Origin of the sequence: Delftia sp. WSY_7 (genome assembly GCF_043104845.1) — a bacterium.
GTDB lineage: Bacteria > Pseudomonadota > Gammaproteobacteria > Burkholderiales > Burkholderiaceae_C > Comamonas > Comamonas tsuruhatensis.
In genome coordinates this window covers 178,343-195,603 of sequence record NZ_JBICLB010000035.1, presented here as the reverse complement: position 1 = coordinate 195,603, position 17,261 = coordinate 178,343, and the positions used below count along the sequence as shown (strand labels likewise).

General features: G+C 68.5%; 14 protein-coding genes. 8 read left to right on the top strand and 6 right to left on the bottom strand.

From position 1 onward, the window contains the following. Window positions 1-201 precede the first annotated feature (201 nt). Window positions 202-1,110, top strand: a complete 909-nt coding sequence (locus ACF8ME_RS20650; protein WP_185070480.1) for an AEC family transporter — start codon at window positions 202-204, stop codon at window positions 1,108-1,110. 21 nt (window positions 1,111-1,131) lie between these two features. Here ACF8ME_RS20650 and ACF8ME_RS20645 read toward each other — a convergent pair whose 3' ends face one another. Continuing rightward, complete coding sequence (locus tag ACF8ME_RS20645; protein ID WP_392418031.1) at window positions 1,132-2,025, bottom strand: LysR family transcriptional regulator; 894 nt, start codon at window positions 2,023-2,025, stop codon at window positions 1,132-1,134. Window positions 2,026-2,256: 231 nt separating this feature from the next. Between ACF8ME_RS20645 and ACF8ME_RS20640 the strand changes: the two genes are divergently transcribed. Next, complete coding sequence (locus ACF8ME_RS20640) at window positions 2,257-3,645, top strand: sodium:solute symporter (RefSeq protein ID WP_392418029.1); 1,389 nt, start codon at window positions 2,257-2,259, stop codon at window positions 3,643-3,645. 14 nt (window positions 3,646-3,659) lie between these two features. Next, on the top strand, window positions 3,660-4,730 hold the full coding sequence (gene speB, locus ACF8ME_RS20635) for an agmatinase (protein WP_392418027.1): 1,071 nt from the start codon (window positions 3,660-3,662) through the stop codon (window positions 4,728-4,730). On the opposite strand, the gene ACF8ME_RS20630 is transcribed toward speB, so the two are convergent. The 3 genes from ACF8ME_RS20630 to queG form a co-directional block, all read right to left on the bottom strand. After that, window positions 4,727-5,752 carry a helix-turn-helix transcriptional regulator gene (locus tag ACF8ME_RS20630; protein WP_392418026.1) on the bottom strand — a complete coding sequence of 342 codons (1,026 nt, stop codon included), beginning with the start codon at window positions 5,750-5,752 and terminating at the stop codon, window positions 4,727-4,729. The genes speB and ACF8ME_RS20630 overlap by 4 nt on opposite strands. Window positions 5,753-5,976: 224 nt before the next feature. Next, window positions 5,977-9,012 carry a diguanylate cyclase gene (locus ACF8ME_RS20625; RefSeq protein ID WP_392418025.1) on the bottom strand — a complete coding sequence of 1,012 codons (3,036 nt, stop codon included), beginning with the start codon at window positions 9,010-9,012 and terminating at the stop codon, window positions 5,977-5,979. Window positions 9,013-9,126: 114 nt separating this feature from the next. Continuing rightward, entirely contained in the window at window positions 9,127-10,182 is a 1,056-nt protein-coding gene (queG, locus tag ACF8ME_RS20620) for a tRNA epoxyqueuosine(34) reductase QueG (protein WP_034399415.1), read from the bottom strand. A gap of 12 nt (window positions 10,183-10,194) precedes the next feature. Here queG and tsaE point away from each other — a divergent pair, with 12 nt between their 5' ends. The 3 genes from tsaE (at window position 10,195) to ACF8ME_RS20605 (ending at window position 12,651) form a co-directional block, all read left to right on the top strand. Beyond that, a complete protein-coding gene (tsaE, locus tag ACF8ME_RS20615) occupies window positions 10,195-10,722 on the top strand; it encodes a tRNA (adenosine(37)-N6)-threonylcarbamoyltransferase complex ATPase subunit type 1 TsaE (RefSeq protein WP_016447663.1) in 528 nt (175 codons plus the stop codon). Continuing rightward, window positions 10,719-12,215: an N-acetylmuramoyl-L-alanine amidase gene (locus tag ACF8ME_RS20610; protein ID WP_392418023.1), complete on the top strand. Its 1,497-nt coding sequence runs from the start codon at window positions 10,719-10,721 to the stop codon at window positions 12,213-12,215. Before tsaE ends, ACF8ME_RS20610 begins: the two co-directional genes overlap by 4 nt. Window positions 12,216-12,426: 211 nt before the next feature. After that, window positions 12,427-12,651, top strand: coding sequence for a glycine zipper domain-containing protein (locus ACF8ME_RS20605; protein WP_016447665.1), 225 nt, complete (start codon window positions 12,427-12,429; stop codon window positions 12,649-12,651). Window positions 12,652-12,736: 85 nt separating this feature from the next. Here the strand turns inward: ACF8ME_RS20605 and ACF8ME_RS20600 are convergent, their stop codons facing one another. Continuing rightward, window positions 12,737-13,387 (bottom strand): DedA family protein, encoded by a 651-nt coding sequence (locus ACF8ME_RS20600; RefSeq protein ID WP_016447666.1) that lies wholly within the window; start codon window positions 13,385-13,387, stop codon window positions 12,737-12,739. 273 nt (window positions 13,388-13,660) lie between these two features. Here ACF8ME_RS20600 and ACF8ME_RS20595 point away from each other — a divergent pair, with 273 nt between their 5' ends. Both ACF8ME_RS20595 and mutL read left to right on the top strand, forming a co-directional pair. Continuing rightward, window positions 13,661-13,951 (top strand): glycine zipper 2TM domain-containing protein, encoded by a 291-nt coding sequence (locus tag ACF8ME_RS20595; RefSeq protein WP_016451238.1) that lies wholly within the window; start codon window positions 13,661-13,663, stop codon window positions 13,949-13,951. A 172-nt stretch (window positions 13,952-14,123) separates the two neighbouring features. Next, window positions 14,124-16,169: a DNA mismatch repair endonuclease MutL gene (mutL, locus tag ACF8ME_RS20590; RefSeq protein WP_392418021.1), complete on the top strand. Its 2,046-nt coding sequence runs from the start codon at window positions 14,124-14,126 to the stop codon at window positions 16,167-16,169. Window positions 16,170-16,212: 43 nt separating this feature from the next. On the opposite strand, the gene ACF8ME_RS20585 is transcribed toward mutL, so the two are convergent. Then, entirely contained in the window at window positions 16,213-17,217 is a 1,005-nt protein-coding gene (locus tag ACF8ME_RS20585; RefSeq protein ID WP_392418019.1) for a Bug family tripartite tricarboxylate transporter substrate binding protein, read from the bottom strand. Window positions 17,218-17,261 lie beyond the last annotated feature (44 nt).

The following is a 17,261-nucleotide window of genomic DNA, read 5'->3' as shown; positions in this document are numbered from 1 at the left end:
GGCCTGGAGCCCGCTGCGCGCTTGACGGTCGTCAGGACCTGCGCTTTCGGATCGGCTGTGTGGACCCCAGCGATGCTAAGGCCCGGGGCCCGGTTGTCACAGTTTGTCGCAGCACTGATTTCCCGGTGTTTACCCCTAGCCTCGCGCCATGGTTTCTCGGGAGACGCGGCGACTGCGGGGTTGCGCTTATGCTCTGCCCCCGTGAACTACGCCGTGCTGCTCTTCCCCGATTTTTCGCTCATCGTGCTTGGCTACGTGCTGTGCCGCTTCACACAGCTCAACCGCACGGTCTGGCAGGCGGTGGAGGCGCTGGTGTACTACCTGCTGTTCCCGGTGTTGCTGTTCCACTCCATCGTCAAGAGCCCGGTGGACTGGGGTGCCACCTCCCACTTGCTGGCCGCTGGCGTGTGTGCGGCCCTGGTCGGCATCGGCCTGGCCTACAGCCTGCCCTGGTGGCCGGGCCTGCGCGGCCGGATCGACACACGCGAGCATGCCGGCGCCGTGCAGGTGGCGTTTCGCTTCAACTCCTTCATCGGCCTGGCGCTGGCCAGCCGGCTGGCGGGGCCTGAGGGCCTGCTGTTCATCTCGGTGCTGATCGGCGTCAGCGTGCCGCTGTGCAATATCGCGGCCGTCTGGCCCATGGCGCGCGGCAGCAACCAGCATTTCCTGGGGCAGCTGGTGCGCAATCCGCTGATCGTGGGCACGCTGTCGGGCTTGGTGTTCAGCGCGCTGGGGTTGAAGCTGCCGGCGCTGATCGAGCCGTCGATCTCCCGCATAGGCGCAGCCTCCATCGCGCTGGGCCTGATGTCGGCCGGCGCCGGCATGCAGTTCGGCGCGCTGGCCGCCGGCAAGCTGCTGGCCGTGTGCCTGCTGGCCGTGCGGCATCTGGTGCAGCCGCTGATCGCCTATGCCATGGTGCGGGCGTTTGGCCTGAGCGGTGCGCAGGCGCTGATCCTCATGGCCTTCTCGGCCCTGCCCACCGCATCGTCGTGCTATGTGCTGGCCGCACGCATGGGCTACAACGGCTCATATGTGGCGGGGCTGGTCACGCTGTCCACGCTGCTGGGCGTGCTCAGCCTGCCGTTTGCGCTGAGCCTGCTGCAGTTCTGATGCCGCTGTGCCGCGGCGCCCCTACAGCACGGCACGCATGTCGTCCGTGAAGGCGGCCGTGATGTCGTCCTGGCGTGCGCGCTTCCTGGCCACCATGGTGATGTCCACGTCATAGCTGAAGAGGGATTCGTCCAGCGCATGCAGCAGGCCGGCAGCCACATAGGGCGCCGCGTAATGCTCTGGCAGGTAGCCCAGGTGGGCGCCTGACAGGATGAGGATGGCGGCCGCCTCCATGTTGTCCGCCTCTGAGGTGACATGGCGCGGGCGCCCTGTCAGCGGTGCCTGCGGCAGCGGATAGGTGCGCCAGGTCCAGTCGGCCTCGCCCGCCTCCTGCGCGCCGATGCGGCCCGCGCGTGCGGCAAATGGATGGCTGGCGCTGCAATAGGCCACCTGCCTTTCGCTGAACAGCAGCGTGTATTCCAGCGCCGGCGCACGGTGCAGGAAATAGCCCACCGCGACCTGCAGCTCGTCGCGCAGCAGCATTTCCTCCAGCTCGCGCGGCCCGCGCACCAGCACCGACAGGCGCACGGCCTCGTCGCGCTGGCGAAAGCGCTGTATGGCCCGCCCCATCAACGCGTTGTATTCCGTGGGTGCATTGCCGATCAGGCCGATGGCCAGGCTGCCGACCAGTTGCCGGTGCATGTTGCGCGCCTGCGCGCTGAATCCTTCCAGGCCCTGCAGTGCAGCGCGGGCCAGGTCGACGAAGCGCCGGCCCTTGGCCGTCAGGCGAAAGCCGCCGCGCCCGCGCTCGCACAGGCTGAACCCCAGGCGTGTCTCCAGCGTGGACAGCTGGCTGCTGAGCGTGGACTGCCCCACGCCAAGAATGGCCTGCGCAGCCGATACACCGCCCGCGTCGACGATGGCCAGAAAAACGCGCAGCAGCCGCAGGTCGAGATCTGAAACGGTATGGAGCATGGGGTTTTCACTCAGCAAAGATCGATGTTCATCGATGTTTGTAGATGGAACTTGAAATGGATGCAAGCCCGGCTGCTGTCTAGCATTCACGGCTGTTGCGGCGCGCTTCGGTTCACCGGAGCACGCCGCCAGCGCAGAACAAGAGGGGCGGTCCGTGACATTCACTTGCGTGAATACCGCTGTTTCAGAAGGACCCTGCACACGGGGTCGGAACAAAAGGGGAGAGAGACCATGGTGCTTGATATCTCGGTGGTAGTGATCTACGCGGCAGCCATGCTGCTGCTGGGCTGGTACGGCATGCGCCGCGCGAAGACGCAGGAGGATTTTCTCGTGGCGGGCCGCAACCTCGGGCCGGGCCTGTACATGGGCACCATGGCCGCCACGGTGATCGGCGGGGCCAGCACGGTGGGCACGGTACGCCTGGGCTACGTGTACGGCATCTCGGGCTTGTGGCTGTGCGCGGCTCTGGGTGCGGGTCTGCTGGTGCTGAACCTGTTCCTGGCCAAGCCCCTGCTCAGGCTGCGCATCTGCACCGTGACCCAGGTGCTGGAGCGGCGCTACAGCGCCCGCACCCAGCAGGCCAGCGCACTGGTGATGCTGGCCTATGCGCTGATGCTGGCGGCCACGTCGGTGATCGCCATCGGCACCGTGATGCAGGTGCTGTTCGACCTGCCTCTGTGGATCTCCATCCTGGTGGGCGGGGGCGTCGTGGTCATCTACTCGGCCGTGGGCGGCATGTGGTCGCTGACGCTGACGGACATCGTGCAGTTCGTGATCAAGACCGCGGGCCTGATGCTGATCCTGCTGCCCATCTGCCTGTACCGCGTGGGCGGCTGGGACCAGCTGGTTGAACGGCTGCCTGCGTCCAGCTTCGATGTCACATACATCGGCTGGGACACCATCGCCACCTACTTCGTCATCTATTTCTTCGGAATCATGATCGGCCAGGACGTGTGGCAGCGCGTGTTCACGGCCCGCAGCGAACGCGTGGCCGCCGTGGCGGGCAGCCTCGCCGGCCTGTACTGCGTGGTCTACGGGCTGGTCGGCGCCCTGGTGGGCATGGCGGCGCGGGTGCTGCTGCCGGAACTGGACAATCCCAACAACGCCTTTGCCGCCATCGTGCAGGCCAGCCTGCCGGACGGCGTCCGCGGCCTGGTGATCGCTGCCGCGCTGGCCGCCATGATGTCCACCGCCAGCGCGGCCATGCTGGCGGGCTCCACCGTGCTGGCCGAAGACCTCGTGCCCCTGCTGCGGCAAGGCAAGCCGCTGGCCGATGTGCGCTGGCACCGGCTGCTGACGCTGCTGGTGGGCCTTGCCGTGCTCGGCATCGCCCTGGTGGTGGACGACGTGCTCAATGCCCTGACCACCGCCTACAACCTGCTCGTGGGCGGCATGCTGGTGCCGCTGATCGGCGCCATCTACTGGCGCCGCGCCACCACGGCGGGCGCCATTGCCAGCATGCTGCTGGGCTGCGCCACGGCAGTGGTCTTCATGGTCCGCGACGGATTGGCCGCCAACACGCCGATCTACGCCAGCCTGGCCATGAGCACGGCCAGTTTCGTCCTCATCAGCCTGGCGCAGCGCTCGCAGCAGCGCTCCCTGTCGGGCATCCAATCCTGAACCAAGGGACACCCATGACCCTCTTTACTGCAGACAGGCTGGCCGCGCTGCGTGCGCGCTTCGGCGGAGACAACGAGTCCGTCATCCACGATCCGCATTTCCGCACCGTGGCTGCCCACATCATCGACGCCAGCGGCACGCGCAGCGCACCCTACGCAGGCATTCCCACGCTGCTGGATGCCCCCATGCACCCCATGGACTGGAGCCGCCCGGACTTCGGCGAACTGCAGGCCGCGCTGATCGGCGTGCCCATGGACCTGGGCATCAGCAACCGCAGCGGCTGCCGCTTCGGGCCCAGGGCGCTGCGCGCGATAGAGCGCGTGGGCCCCTACAACCATGTGCTCAGATCCGCGCCCACGCGCGAGCTGCGCGTGGCGGACATCGGCGACGTGCCGCTGTCCAGCCGCTACAGCCTGGATCAGTCGCACCGCGACATAGAGTCAGCCTTCGCGAAGATCCATGCGGCCGGCGTGATTCCGCTGTCTGCAGGCGGAGACCACTCCATCACCCTGCCCATACTGCGCGCGCTGGGCCGCGACCAGCCACTGGCCCTGGTCCACTTCGATGCCCACTGCGATACTGGCGGCCCCTTCGACGGCAGCCGCTTCCACCACGGCGGCCCCTTTCGCCAGGCCGTGCTGGATGGCGTGCTCGACCCCACGCGGACCATCCAGATCGGCATACGCGGCGCGGCCGAATATCTCTGGGAGTTCTCCTACGAGTCGGGCATGACGGTGATCCACGCAGAGGACCTTCCCGCGCTGGGCGTGGACGGCGTCATTGCCCGCGCACGCGAGGTGGTGGGTGATGCGCCCGTCTACGTCTCCTTCGACGTCGACTGCCTGGACCCGGCCTTTGCGCCCGGCACGGGCACGCCCGAGGTGGGAGGCCTGACGGTGCGCGAAGCCCAGGCCATGGTGCGCGGCCTGGCCGGCATCCACATCGTGGGCGGTGACGTGGTCGAGGTCTCGCCCGCCTACGACGCCACCACCAACACCGCCCACGCGGGCGCGCAGATGCTGTTCGAAATCCTCAGCCTGATCTGCGCACGCCACGCCGACCGAGGCGCCGCAAGCCCTGTCTAGGTGCCCGCCCCGTCCCCGTGCCAGGTGGACGGCCCCATGCCCTCCACCCCCGCCTCACGCAGCAGCTCCAGCGGCGTGCTGCCGTAGCGTGCCCTGAAGCGCCGGGAAAAATGCGCGAGCGAGTTGAAGCCGCAGCGCTGCGAGATTTCCGTGACGCCCAGCGTTCCCGGCTTCGCTGCGCGCAGCAGCGCATGGGCGCGCTCCAGTCGATAGTCCATGAGTTCGGCGCTGAGGCTGGTGCCTTCGCGCGACAGCCGCGATTGCAGCGAGCGCACGGAAAGTCCCAGCCTCGATGCCACGCGCTCCGGCCCCAGCGCCGGGTCCGGATATTGGCGGGCGATCAATTGGCGCACCCGGCACAACAGCACGTGCATGGGCGCGTCAGGCCGGGCTGCAGCACTTTCGGCCCCGGCCTGCAGCACGGTCTTCAAGGTGTTGATGACCAGATCGGACAGCTGCGCGGACTCGCCCTCGGGCAGGGGCGCCTGCCATGCATGGATCAGTTGCATCTGCTGGACGAGCAGCTGCAACGACGCGCAGTCAGGCAGGCTGCGTGCCAGCAGTTGCGAAGCCATGCCTGCGCACGAATCGATCAGCGCCAGCGGCACGGCCAGCACGAGCAGGTCCACGGCTTCGTCCTGCCAGATGCGGTAGCCGCACCGCTCGTCCAGCAGGAACAGTTGGCCGGGCTGCGCATGCGACTCGCCGCCCGCAACCGCCGCGCCCGGCCCATCGAGCGCAGACACCCGGGCGCGACCCTTGAGGTAGAGCAGGCACAGCAGGCTGGCCGGGCTCGCGCGCTGGCAACCCGCCTGCAGGCGCTGCATGCCGTGGCCCGCCGCCATCTGGATGCGGTTGAACACCACCGCGCCCACGCCACGCGATGTGAGCACGGCCTCGAAGCGCTCGGGCCGCGCCACCAGGGGCGTGTGCGGCATCTGCGCCTCACGGCTGGCATCGCTCCAGAATTGCGCTCGCCCCAGGGGGGCGACATGCATCGTGGACCACCGGTTGTATGTCATACATTCCTCGCCCGGCGCGCAGCGCGCGGCCTGTTTTTGTGAGGGGCTGTGCGGGGAAGTCGATCGCGCCCCGGGGACTCGGGCAGACGGACCGACGACAGGGCCACGCGGCAGCATGAACCCTGGATTTTCGGGATTCCGGCGCCATCAGGCCATTGGACCATTCTGAAAATCGGCAGTCGACCGGGATGAATTCCTAGGCCGTTGCGCCGAAGCGGCCCGGATCACCGCGCGATGGCTGGCAGCCGCTCGCTCCACAGCGTGGACTGGTTGCGGCCATTGCGCTTGGAGTAGTACAGCGCCGCATCGGCCCGCTCCAGGCAGCCCTGGGCCGATGCATCGCTGCGCTGCAGCTCGTACACGCCCAGGCTGATGGTGATGTGCAGGTCTCCGGCCTTGCCCGCATCGATGGCCTGCCCGGCAATGGCTTCGCGCAGGCTTTCGGCGCGCCGCAGGCCCACCTCCGCATTGGTGTCGGACAGCAGCACAGCGAATTCCTCGCCGCCCAGCCGGCCCACCATGTCTTCCCTGCGCATCTCCTGCGCCACCGAGGCCAGCAGTTCCTTGAGCACGATGTCGCCCACCGCGTGGCCGTAGCCGTCGTTCACCTGCTTGAAGTGGTCTATGTCCAGCATGATCAGCGTGGAATGCGCGACCAGGCCGCTGCGCAGATGGTCCAGCTCCATCGCCAGCCGCTCCAGGAAGGCGCGACGATTGGGAATGCCCGTCAGCGCGTCGGTCAGCGCCAGCGTTTCCAGCTGGGATTCGCGCTGCTGCCGCTCCGTCGCATCGTGGAAGACCCAGCAATGGCCGATGGAGCGGTCGCCGTCGCGCAGCTGCATGCCCTCGATCTCCACATAGTGGCCATCGGGCAGCGCATGCAGGGAGCGGCCGGCCACGGGCCCTGCGCTGAGCACGTCCGCCACCGACGCCGGCAGCAGCTGGATCAGCGCCGGCATGCCCAGCCCCACAAGGGCGGCAGGCGCCATGTCCAGTTGCAGGGCAGCGGCCAGCATGCGGTTGGCCGCCAGCACATGGCGGCCCTGCGCGTCGGTGACCAGGATGCCTGCGGGAAAGCGGTCGATGATGGCCTCCAGCCGGTGCTGGGTCTCGGCCAACGCGGTCTCGGCGCGCCGGCGCGCATCGGTGTCGATCATGGTCCAGATGACGCGGCCATCGTCCTCGTCGGGGTCCAGCAGCGAGCCCTGCATGTCGAACCAGTGGTCCGAGCCCGACGGCATGCGCAGGATCCATTCCGTGCGCACCGTGCCGCGTGCGTTGAGCTGCCCGTACAGCTGGCCGAAGCGTTCGAAACTCTCGTCGCTGACATGCAGCGAGCGCAGGTTCACGCCACCGGGCAGCCGCTCCGTCTCGATCTGGAAGGTCTGCGCCGCGCGCTCGTTGGCATAGAGGATTTCGCGCTGGGGACCGGCCATCACGATGAGGGCGCTGCCCCGGTCCAGCAAGGCCTTGATCAGGCGGGACTGCTCCACGCGCTGCTGTATGTCGGTGTGCGTGCCCAGCATGCGCACGGGCTTGCCGTCGGCATCGCGCTGGGTGATCTCGCCGCGCGACTCCACCCACAGCCAGCTGTCGGCCGAGCCGCGCAGCCGCATCTCCACACGGAAGTCGGCCCCGGCCTCGGCATGGCGCTGCAGCCGCGCCAGCACGCGCGCCCTGTCCGAGGGATGGACCATCGCGCAGAAGGCGTCGTAGTTCATGGGGAACTGGCCTGCCTCGAAGCCCAGCATCTGGTAGCAGCGCGCATCCCACTCCACATGGCCGCTGCGGCAGTCCCACTCCCACAGGCCGTCACGCACGGCGCCCACCGTCAGGCGCAGGCGCTCCTCGCTGTGGCGTATGGATTCCTGTATGGCCTGGTCCTGCGTGACGTCGTGCACATAGCCATGCCACAGCAGCGAGCCGTCTTCCTCCTGCTGCGGCCGGGCGTGGCCGTGCAGCCAGCGCAGCTCGCCTCCAGGCCCGTAGACGCGGTATTTGTGCTCCCAGACATCCTTGCGCCCCACGCTGTCCTGCACCGAGGTCGCCAGGGCGGGCAGATCCTCGGGGTGCACGCGCTTGAGCAGTTCATGGTCGGCGAACCGGACGGCGTCGGCCCTTGCGCCATGCAGCTCGAAGAACCCCGGGCTGGTGAAGGGAAACTGGAACTGGCCATCCGCGCCGATGCGGAACTGGAACAGCCCCCCGGGCACCTCCTGCGCCAGCCGCGCGAAGCGCCGCTCGCCCTGCAGCCGCATGCGCTCGCTGAGCTGGCGCTGGCGCGCCAGCCACAGCGTCAGCAGTACGGCCAGCAGCAGCACCGCCGTGCCTATGCCATTGCGCAGCAGGCCGCGCTCCAGCGATTCCTCCAGCGATTCGAAGATGGCCTTCTTGTCCAGCCCTGCGCTGACGATCAGCGGATAGCCCTCCACCCTGCTCCAGGCATACATGCGCAGCACGCCATCGACCGAGGACTCGGCCTCGTAGGTGCCGCGCTCCATGGCCGGCGCGAACTGTGACACGCGCACATCGGAGACCGAACGCCCCATCACCTCGTCCTGTCCCTGCGAGCGCGCCAGATAGACACCGTCGGTGCGCAGCAGCAAGATCACGTCCTTGGCGCCATCGAAGATGGACTGGAAATACCCCGAGATGTAGTCGGGCGACAGCGACAGCACCAGCACGCCCGAGAAGCGCCCCTGGCGGTACAGCGCGCGGCTCAGCTGTATGGTCCATTTATGGGAGACGCGCCCCTGCACGGGCCGGCCGATGAACATCCCCATGGTCTCGCGGTTGGCATGGACCTGGAAATGCTCCCGGTCGCGGATCGAGACCTTGGCGGCCCGGGTCTGCGCATCCTGCTGCAGATTGGAGTAGACGATGTCCCCGCTCTCGTCGGCCACGGCGATCTGCAGGAAGGTGCCGGCCGGATAGGCATCGAAGGTGGTCTGCACGGCATGCTGAAAGACGTCGGCCTCGCCATCGGCAAAGTCGGACTCCAGGCCGCGCATGGTGTAGTCCAGGCCGGACAGCAAGGTCTGCACCTGCACCGAAACCGCATGCGACATCTGCCCCACGCGCAGCCAGGACTGGGCTTCGGTGAAGTTTCGCTGCGTGCGATGGTTGTCCACCAGCACCGTCCAGTACGCCACCGTGGCCAGCAGCACGCAGCACAGGCCTACCCAGACGGCCACGGCGGTCTGGGTGAGAGGTTCGGCGTTCAGCAGACGGAAAGGCTTTGCGCGCATATCGAACACCATGTTGAGTCACACAGACCCCGCGCCCTCAGGGGCGGTGGCCCGCAACAGGCCGCCGGGGAGCCCTCAGACTGAGCGCAACAATTGTTTCACACACCAGCGCCCCGGCTTATCAGCTCAATCCGATCTTTGCGACAGTGCCCAGGCCACATGCTCGCGCACCATGGCGTCGGGATGTTCGGCGCGGCTGGCCAGCGCCTGGCGCAGTGCCGTATCGCCGGTTTCACGCCAGGCGTTTCCCAGCGCCACGGCCACGTTGCGCAGCCAGCGCGCATGGCCTATGCGCCGGATGGGACTGCCTTCGGTCAGGCGCAGGAAGGTCGCCTCGTCCCAGGCGAAGAAGTGCACCAGCTGCCCGCCAGCCAGAATCTCGCGCGCATCGAAATCAGGCAGGCGGCTGGGCTGGGCAAACTTGTTCCAGGGGCAGGCCAGCTGGCAGTCGTCGCAGCCATAGATGCGATTGGCCATCAGCGGCCGCAACTCCTCGGGAATGGCGCCCGCATGCTCGATGGTCAGGTAGGAAATGCAGCGCCGCGCATCCACCCGGTGCGGCGCCACGATGGCGCCCGTGGGGCAGGCCGTGATGCAGGCTGCGCAGCTGCCGCAGTGCGCGGTCACCGGCGCCGTGGGCTCCAGCGCCAGGTCCACATAGATCTCGCCCAGGAAGAACATGGAGCCTGCCTCGCGGTTGAGCACCAGCGTGTGCTTGCCGCGCCAGCCCTGGCCGCTGCGCCGGGCCAGCTCGGCCTCCAGCACGGGCGCGGAATCGGTGAAGGCGCGGTGGCCGAAGGGGCCGACCTCCTGGGCGATGCGCTCTGCCAGCTTCTGCAGCCGGTTGCGCAGCACCTTGTGGTAGTCACGGCCCCGGGCATAGACGGAGACGATGCCCTCGGCGGGCCGCTGCAGCCTCTCCCACTCCATGGCCTGCCAGGCGCCGGGCGCGTCGGCGGGCGTGTCGCGCGGCAGGTAGTCCATGCGGGCCGTGATCACGCTCACGGTGCCCGGCACCAGCTCGGCAGGCCGCGCGCGGCGCAGTCCGTGGGCCTGCATATAGTCCATCTCGCCATGGAACCCCTGGGCCAGCCACTGCATCAAACCCGGCTCCGCAGACGACAAATCCACGCCAGCCACGCCAATTTGGGAAAATCCCAGTTCGCGGGCCCAGCCTTGCATCAAAGGAACCAATTGACTGCTGCACAACATACTCCCTCGATTGTAGAAAGCGCCCGGCCGCAGGATGCGGAAACTGCGGGCCATCGCTGGATATGGGGCAGCGAGGAAGACACGCAGCGGTTTGCGCAGCAGCTCGCGGACCATCCGGCGCTGCGCAATGCCTACGTCACGCTGCACGGCGACCTGGGCGCCGGCAAGACCACGCTGGTGCGGCACTGGCTGCGCGCACTGGGCGTGCAGGGCCGCATCAAAAGCCCCACCTATGCCGTGGTGGAGCCGCACGAGGCGCCGGGCCTGTCCATCTGGCATTTCGACTTCTACCGCTTCGACGATCCGCGCGAGTGGGAGGATGCAGGATTTCGCGATATTTTCGCCAGCCCCGGTCTCAAGCTGGCAGAATGGCCCGAAAAGGCCGCAGCGCTTACGCCTGCGGCAGATATAGCTATTCATATCGAAGCAATCGACGAGACGCAGCGCCAGGTGAGCCTGATCGCCGGCACGCCCGTCGGACGCGCCGTGATCGAAGCACTCAAGGCATGAGCGACGCCCAACCCTTCTCCTATCCGTCCGGCCTGTCGCGCCGCAACCTGCTGCAGGCGGGCTCCATCGTGCTGCTGCTGGGCCGCCAGCACATTGCGCACGGCGCCACCATCGTGGCCGTGCGCGTCTGGCCTGCGCCAGAGTACACGCGCGTGACCATCGAGTCCGACCGGCCGCTGGCTGCCAAGCAGTTCTTCGTGGACCAGCCGCCTCGGCTGGCCGTGGACATCGAAGGCATCGACCTCAATCCCGCGCTGCGCGAGCTGGTCGCCAAGGTGCGCTCCGACGACCCCAACATCGCATCCATCCGCGTGGGCCAGAACTCGCCCAGCGTGGTGCGCCTGGTGATCGATCTCAAGCAGCCCGCCAAGCCCCAGGTCTTCACCCTGCAGCCGGTGGCGGCCTACAAGCACCGGCTGGTGTTCGACCTGTACCCGGCCAAGGCCGTGGACCCGCTGGAGGCGCTGATCAGCGAGCGCCTGCGTGATGCCTCCGGCGACGACACCGCCGTGGCGGCGGCACCTCCACCACCTCCTGCACCCGCAATGCCCCGCCCCCCAGGCGCCGCGGCGCCGGCCCCCGACCCCCTGGGCGACCTGATCGCCCAGCACAGCGGCGGCCCGGGCGGCAAGACGCCTGCGCCGCCGCCTGCCGTGATCGCGCAGGCGCCGGCTCCCGCGGCTGCGCCGCGTCCTCCTGCCCCAGCGCCTGCGCCCGTTCCGGCCCCTGCCCCCATTGCCGCGCCCAACATCGCCACCTCGCGCCAGACCGACCGCATCATCATCGTGGCGCTGGACCCGGGCCACGGCGGCGAGGACCCCGGCGCCACCGGCCCCAGCGGCACGCGCGAGAAGGATGTGGTGCTCAAGATCGCCCACCTGCTGCGCGACCGCATCAACAACACCCGCATCGGCGGCAGCCCCATGCGCGCCTTCATGACGCGCGACGCCGACTTCTTCGTGCCGCTGGCCACCCGCGTCGAGAAAGCCCGGCGCGTTCAGGCCGACCTTTTCATCAGCATCCATGCCGATGCCTTCACCACGCCGGCCGCGCGTGGCGCCAGCGTCTTTGCGCTCAGCGACAAGGGCGCCTCCAGCACGGCCGCGCGCTGGCTGGCCAACAAGGAAAACCAGTCCGACCTCGTGGGCGGGCTGAACATGGGCTCGCAGGACCAGCACGTGCAGCGCATGCTGCTGGACATGAGCACCACGGCCCAGATCAAGGACAGCCTCAAGCTCGGCGGCGCCCTGCTGGGCGAGATCGGCAACATGGCCAAGCTGCACAAGCCGCGCGTGGAGCAGGCCGGCTTTGCCGTGCTCAAGGCGCCCGACATCCCCAGCGTGCTGGTGGAGACCGCCTTCATCAGCAACCCCGAGGAAGAAGCCCGGCTGCGCAGCAGCGCCTACCAGGTGCAGCTGGCCGACGCGCTGATGCGCGGCATCCGCAACTACTTCGCGCACAACCCGCCGCTGGCCCGCAGCCGCTCCGTCTGAGCCGCGAGGGTTGCCACAGGCACGGCGGCATGCCGTCCGCCGCCGCTGTCGGACAGGCAGGACCGGACGCTTCCAAACCGCCCGGCCCCAGCTCGGGCAACTCTCCTACCACGGCCGCAGGCCGTGAATGAGAGCATGCCAACATGTTCCACACAATGCTTGCGCCACCATCCATCCGCCGAAGCAACGCAGGCCACGACAGGAGATGAACATGAAGACACGCCTTTATTCCATTGCCGCCGCTGCCGCCATTGCCTTGTTCTCTGCCGGCTGTTCCACCAACCCCAGCAACGCCCAGATCGGTACCGGCGTCGGCGCCGTGGCCGGTGGTGTGGTGGGTGACGCGCTGTTCGGCAGCACGCTGGGCACCGTGGGCGGCGCAGCCGCCGGCGCACTCATCGGCAACGAGGTGGGCAAGCGCAACGACCGCCGCTGACCCCTGCCGCCGCCGTTCGGCCACTGAACGAAAAAGCCCCTTGCGCCATCACGGCGCAAGGGGCTTTTTGCTGTGCGCTGAAGGCTCAGGAAGCCGTCTTGGGCGCGCGGCCCGCGCGCCATGCGCCGAAGATGGCGATCAGGCCCGGCACCAGGATCAGGCCCCAGATGATCTTCTCCAGGTTCTCGCGCACCCAGGGCAGGTTGCCGAAGAAATAACCGGCGGCGCTGATGCCGAACACCCAGACAATGGCTCCGCCCACGTTGAACGCCGTGAACTTGCCTCGGTCCATGGCAGCCACACCGGCCACGAAGGGGGCAAAGGTGCGGATGAACGGCATGAAGCGCGCCAGCACGATGGTGATGCCGCCGTAGCGCTCGTAGAACGCATGGGCCTGGTCGAAGGCACGCCGGTTGAACCAGCGCGAATCCTCCCACTGGAACACCTTGGGCCCTATGTAGCGGCCTATGGTGTAGTTGCACTGGTCGCCCAGCACGGCCGCCACCAGCAGCACGGTGCAGGCGATCGAATAGTCCATCAGCCCCACGCCGCACAGCGCGCCGACGATGAACAGCAGCGAGTCGCCGGGCAGAAAGGGCATGACCACCACGCCCGTCTCCACGAAGACGATGAGAAACAGCAGCGCGTACACCCAGGGTCCATAGGCCACGACGAAGGCCTCCAGGTGCTTGTCTATGTGCAGGATGAAGTCGATCAGGAACTGAATGATTTCCAAAAGAAGGTCCTCCGCGGCGGGCGCCGCACCGGCCCGTACTGTACTTCGCCGGCATGCCCCCACAGCCGAGCCAGAGCCGATCGCACCGCCGCGCACACCGGCGCTTGCATGGAACTACAAATGCTTGGAATCGCGCCTGTTTTGTTACACAACTTGATAAAACTCTACGAAAAACTCACGAGTGCGTCAGCTTTTTGCAGGCAAAGTCCTTGCATGCCGTCGGCACCGCCGGCCTGGCCTCACCACCATCATCAGGACAAAAGGAAGCAAGCCATGAACAAGACCCTTCGCACCTTCGAGCGCATGACTGAACGCAAGTCGGGCACCACCATGGGCCGCAGCCTGGCCGTCGCCGCCCTTGTGGCCGGCGCGCTGGCCCTGGGCGGCTGCGCCCACCGTCCCAACAACGCGCAGCTGGGCACGGGCGTGGGTGCCGTGGCCGGTGGCGTGCTGGGCAGTGCCCTGTTCGGCACCACGCTGGGAACCGTGGGCGGCGCGGCCGCCGGTGCGCTGGTCGGCAACCAGATGGGCAGCAACAGCGACCGTGCCGGCCGCCGCCGCTGAGGCCGCGCGGCCCCGGCCGCCCTCATCAAAGAGTGCCCCCGGCTCTGGCCTTTGTGGCCGGGGACGCCTCTTGGAGCCGCCTGTGCGGCTCCTTTTTTTGCGCGTGCCCAAGGCACTCCGACCCCATTCCCACAGGCCTCAAGCGGTGGATGCGAGCCCCTAGAATTGCCCTGTGAACGCATCCACCCCCTCCCCCGACACCCTTCCCCGCCGCCCCATCCGTGACCTGCCCGACGAGCTGATCAGCCAGATCGCGGCCGGCGAAGTCGTCGAGCGTCCTGCCTCGGTGGTGCGCGAACTCGTGGACAACGCCCTGGATGCCGGTGCCCGCCAGATCAACGTGCGGCTGCTGGCCGGCGGCGTGCGCCTGATCTCGGTGGAGGACGACGGCGGCGGCATCCCGCGCGATGAGCTGCCCGTGGCGTTGCGCCGCCATGCCACCAGCAAGATCACCGATCTGCACGACCTGGAGACCGTGGCCACCATGGGCTTTCGCGGCGAGGCGCTGGCGGCCATCTGCTCGGTGTCGGAGGCGTCCATCCTCTCGCGCCCTGCGGGCCAGGACTCGGCCTATCTGCTCGATGCGCGCAGCGGCGAGCTGCGCCCCGCCGCGCGCAACCAGGGCACGACGGTCGAGGTCAAGGAGCTGTTCTTCTCCACCCCGGCCCGCCGCAAATTCCTCAAGAGCGATGCCACGGAGCTGGCCCACTGCATAGAGTCCGTGCGCCGCCATGCCCTGGCCCGGCCCGACGTGGGCTTTGCCATCTGGCACGAAGGCAAGCTGGTCGAGCAGTGGCGTGCCGCCGGCAGCATGTCGGACGAAGCCCTTGCGCGCCGCCTGGGCGATGTGCTGGGCGACGCCTTCGTGCAGAACTCCGTGACCGTGGAGCACTGGTCGGGCGCCGTCCATGTCACGGGCCGCGCGGGCATTCCCGATGCGGCGCGCTCCCGTCCCGACCACCAGTTCTGCTACGTCAATGGCCGCTTCGTGCGCGACAAGGTGCTGACCCACGCCTCGCGCAGCGCCTACGAGGATGTGCTGCACGGCCACAAGCAGCCCGTGTATGCGCTGTATGTGGAGATCGACCCCGCGCGCGTGGACGTGAACGTGCACCCCACCAAGATCGAAGTACGCTTTCGCGACAGCCGCGAGGTGCACCAGGCCGTGCGCCACGCCATAGAGAACGCGCTGGCCGCACCGCGTGCCGCCGCAGCAGCCGCTGCGGCTGCCGAAGAGGCCGCGCGCACGCCCGAGCTTGCGCCCGCCGCTGCGGCAGCGCCGGCCACGGCGCCCAAGGCATCCATGCCCGCCTGGCCCCAGGCCCGCATGAGCTTTGGCGATGAGCAAGGCGGCCACAAGGTCAGCAATATGGCGGGGCTGTGGGCCCCCATGCGCGAGGCCGCAGCCGCAACGATTGCAAGTCCGGCCCAGGCCTTGGCCGCCGAGCAGCCAGCCGTGCTCGCCGTACCCGCTGTGCCCACTGCTGCCCTGGCCCCCGTCAGCTACGCGCCCCCGGCTTACGCGCCGGCCGTCCAGTCCCCGACTGTTGCCGTTGCCGAGCCTGCTCCTGCGGATTTCTCTGCGCCCCGCACATCATCCGCAGCGGCCCCGGCAGCGTCCGACGAGCCCGTCTGGCCCCTGGGCCGCGCCGTCGCCCAGATCCACGGCGTCTACATCCTGGCCGAGAATGCCCAGGGCATGGTCGTGGTGGACATGCATGCGGCGCACGAGCGCATCGTCTACGAGCAGCTCAAGAATGCCGTCAATGCGGCAGAACAGATCCCCAGCCAGCCGCTGCTGATTCCCGCCACCTTCGCCGCCACACCCGAGGAAGTGGCCACGGCCGAGGCCCATGGCGACACGCTGCAGGCCCTGGGCATGGAGGTTTCCCCCTTCTCGCCCAAGACGCTGGCCGTGCGTGCCGTGCCCGCCACCCTGGCCCAGAGCGATGCCGTGGAGCTGGCGCGCAGCGTGCTGGCCGAGCTGGCCCAGCACGACGCCAGCACCGTGGTGCAGCGCGCGCGCAATGAGATCCTGGCCACCATGGCCTGCCACGGCGCCGTGCGCGCCAACCGCCGCCTGACGCTGGACGAGATGAACGCCCTGCTGCGCCAGATGGAAGTCACCGAGCGCTCCGACCAATGCAACCACGGCCGCCCCACCTGGCGGCAGATGAGCATGAAGGAGCTGGACGCGCTGTTCCTGCGCGGTCGCTGAACCTGCGCGGCTGCCGTCAGCGCCGTCAGCGTCGTCAACACCGTCAGTCGCGCATGTTCGCGAAGGCCGCGAGCTTCTCGTACTTGCGGTCTTCCTCGGCGATCAGGCGCGCCAGGTCCTCGCGGCCCGTGGCCGGCACCATGCCTGCATCTTCCAGGCGCTTGCGCACGGCGGGCTCGGCCAGCGCCTCCTGAAGGGCCGCCGTGATGTGCTGCGCGGTGGCGGCGGGCAGCCCGCGCGGCGCCATCAGCGCAAACCAGCCCACCAATTCATAGCCGCGCAGCGGCGCCAGCTCGGCCATGGCCGGAACCTGGGGCAAGGCGGACAGGCGCTGCGCGCTGGTGACCGCCAGCGGCACGATGCGCCCGCTCTGCAGGAACGGTTGCGCCGCCGTGGGCGAGAGCACGGCCAGGTCCAGGCTGCCGCCCGCCAGGTCGCTGGTCAACGGCGCCACGCCGCGGTAGGGCACATGGGTGATGGAAACACCGGCGCGCTGCTTGAACAGCTCTCCCGCGAAATGCAGGGTCGACCCCACGCCCGAGCTGCCGTAGCTGAGCTTGCCGGGCTGGCGCTTCGCCAGCTCCAGCAAGTCGGCCATGCTCTTCACGCCCAGGCCCGGGCGTGCGGCCAGGATCAGCGGGCCGGTGGCCACCAGGCCCAGCGGCGTGAAATCGCGGCGGCCGTCGTAGCGCTGCGCGGGGTTGACGATGCGCGTGGCCACCAGCTCGTTGCTGGCGCCCACCAGCAGCGTGTAGCCATCGGCCGGTGCCGAGGCCACGCGCTGGGCCGCAATGGCGCCGGCCGCCCCGCCCACGTTGTCCACCACCACCGTGCCGCGCAGCCGCGCGGCCAGCGCATCGCCCACCACGCGGGCGACCAGGTCCACCGAACCACCGGCCGGGTATCCGACGACCAGCTTCAAGGGCTTGGCAGGAAAGCTGCCCTGGGCAGCAGCCGGCAGGGCCAGCCCCAGCGCAGCGGCGCCCAGAAGGCTGCGGCGGCTCAGGACCTGGCGGGCCTCGGAGGAGAGAGGAAATGCAGTGCGCATGGTGGCAATCGCAGGTGAAGTCGTGAAAGGAATCCGGTGCGGGC

Excerpts from the sequence above, each read along its gene's own strand:
- ACF8ME_RS20585 (WP_392418019.1), bottom strand. The coding sequence starts at position 17,217 with ATGCGCACTGCATTTCCTCTCTCCTCCGAGGCCCGCCAGGTCCTGAGC.
- ACF8ME_RS20610 (WP_392418023.1), top strand. The coding sequence starts at position 10,719 with ATGAGCGACGCCCAACCCTTCTCCTATCCGTCCGGCCTGTCGCGCCGC.
- ACF8ME_RS20645 (WP_392418031.1), bottom strand. The coding sequence starts at position 2,025 with ATGCTCCATACCGTTTCAGATCTCGACCTGCGGCTGCTGCGCGTTTTT.
- queG (WP_034399415.1), bottom strand. The coding sequence starts at position 10,182 with ATGCAAGGCTGGGCCCGCGAACTGGGATTTTCCCAAATTGGCGTGGCT.
- ACF8ME_RS20640 (WP_392418029.1), top strand. The coding sequence starts at position 2,257 with ATGGTGCTTGATATCTCGGTGGTAGTGATCTACGCGGCAGCCATGCTG.
- ACF8ME_RS20630 (WP_392418026.1), bottom strand. The coding sequence starts at position 5,752 with ATGACATACAACCGGTGGTCCACGATGCATGTCGCCCCCCTGGGGCGA.
- ACF8ME_RS20605 (WP_016447665.1), top strand. The coding sequence starts at position 12,427 with ATGAAGACACGCCTTTATTCCATTGCCGCCGCTGCCGCCATTGCCTTG.
- speB (WP_392418027.1), top strand. The coding sequence starts at position 3,660 with ATGACCCTCTTTACTGCAGACAGGCTGGCCGCGCTGCGTGCGCGCTTC.
- ACF8ME_RS20595 (WP_016451238.1), top strand. The coding sequence starts at position 13,661 with ATGAACAAGACCCTTCGCACCTTCGAGCGCATGACTGAACGCAAGTCG.
- ACF8ME_RS20625 (WP_392418025.1), bottom strand. The coding sequence starts at position 9,012 with ATGGTGTTCGATATGCGCGCAAAGCCTTTCCGTCTGCTGAACGCCGAA.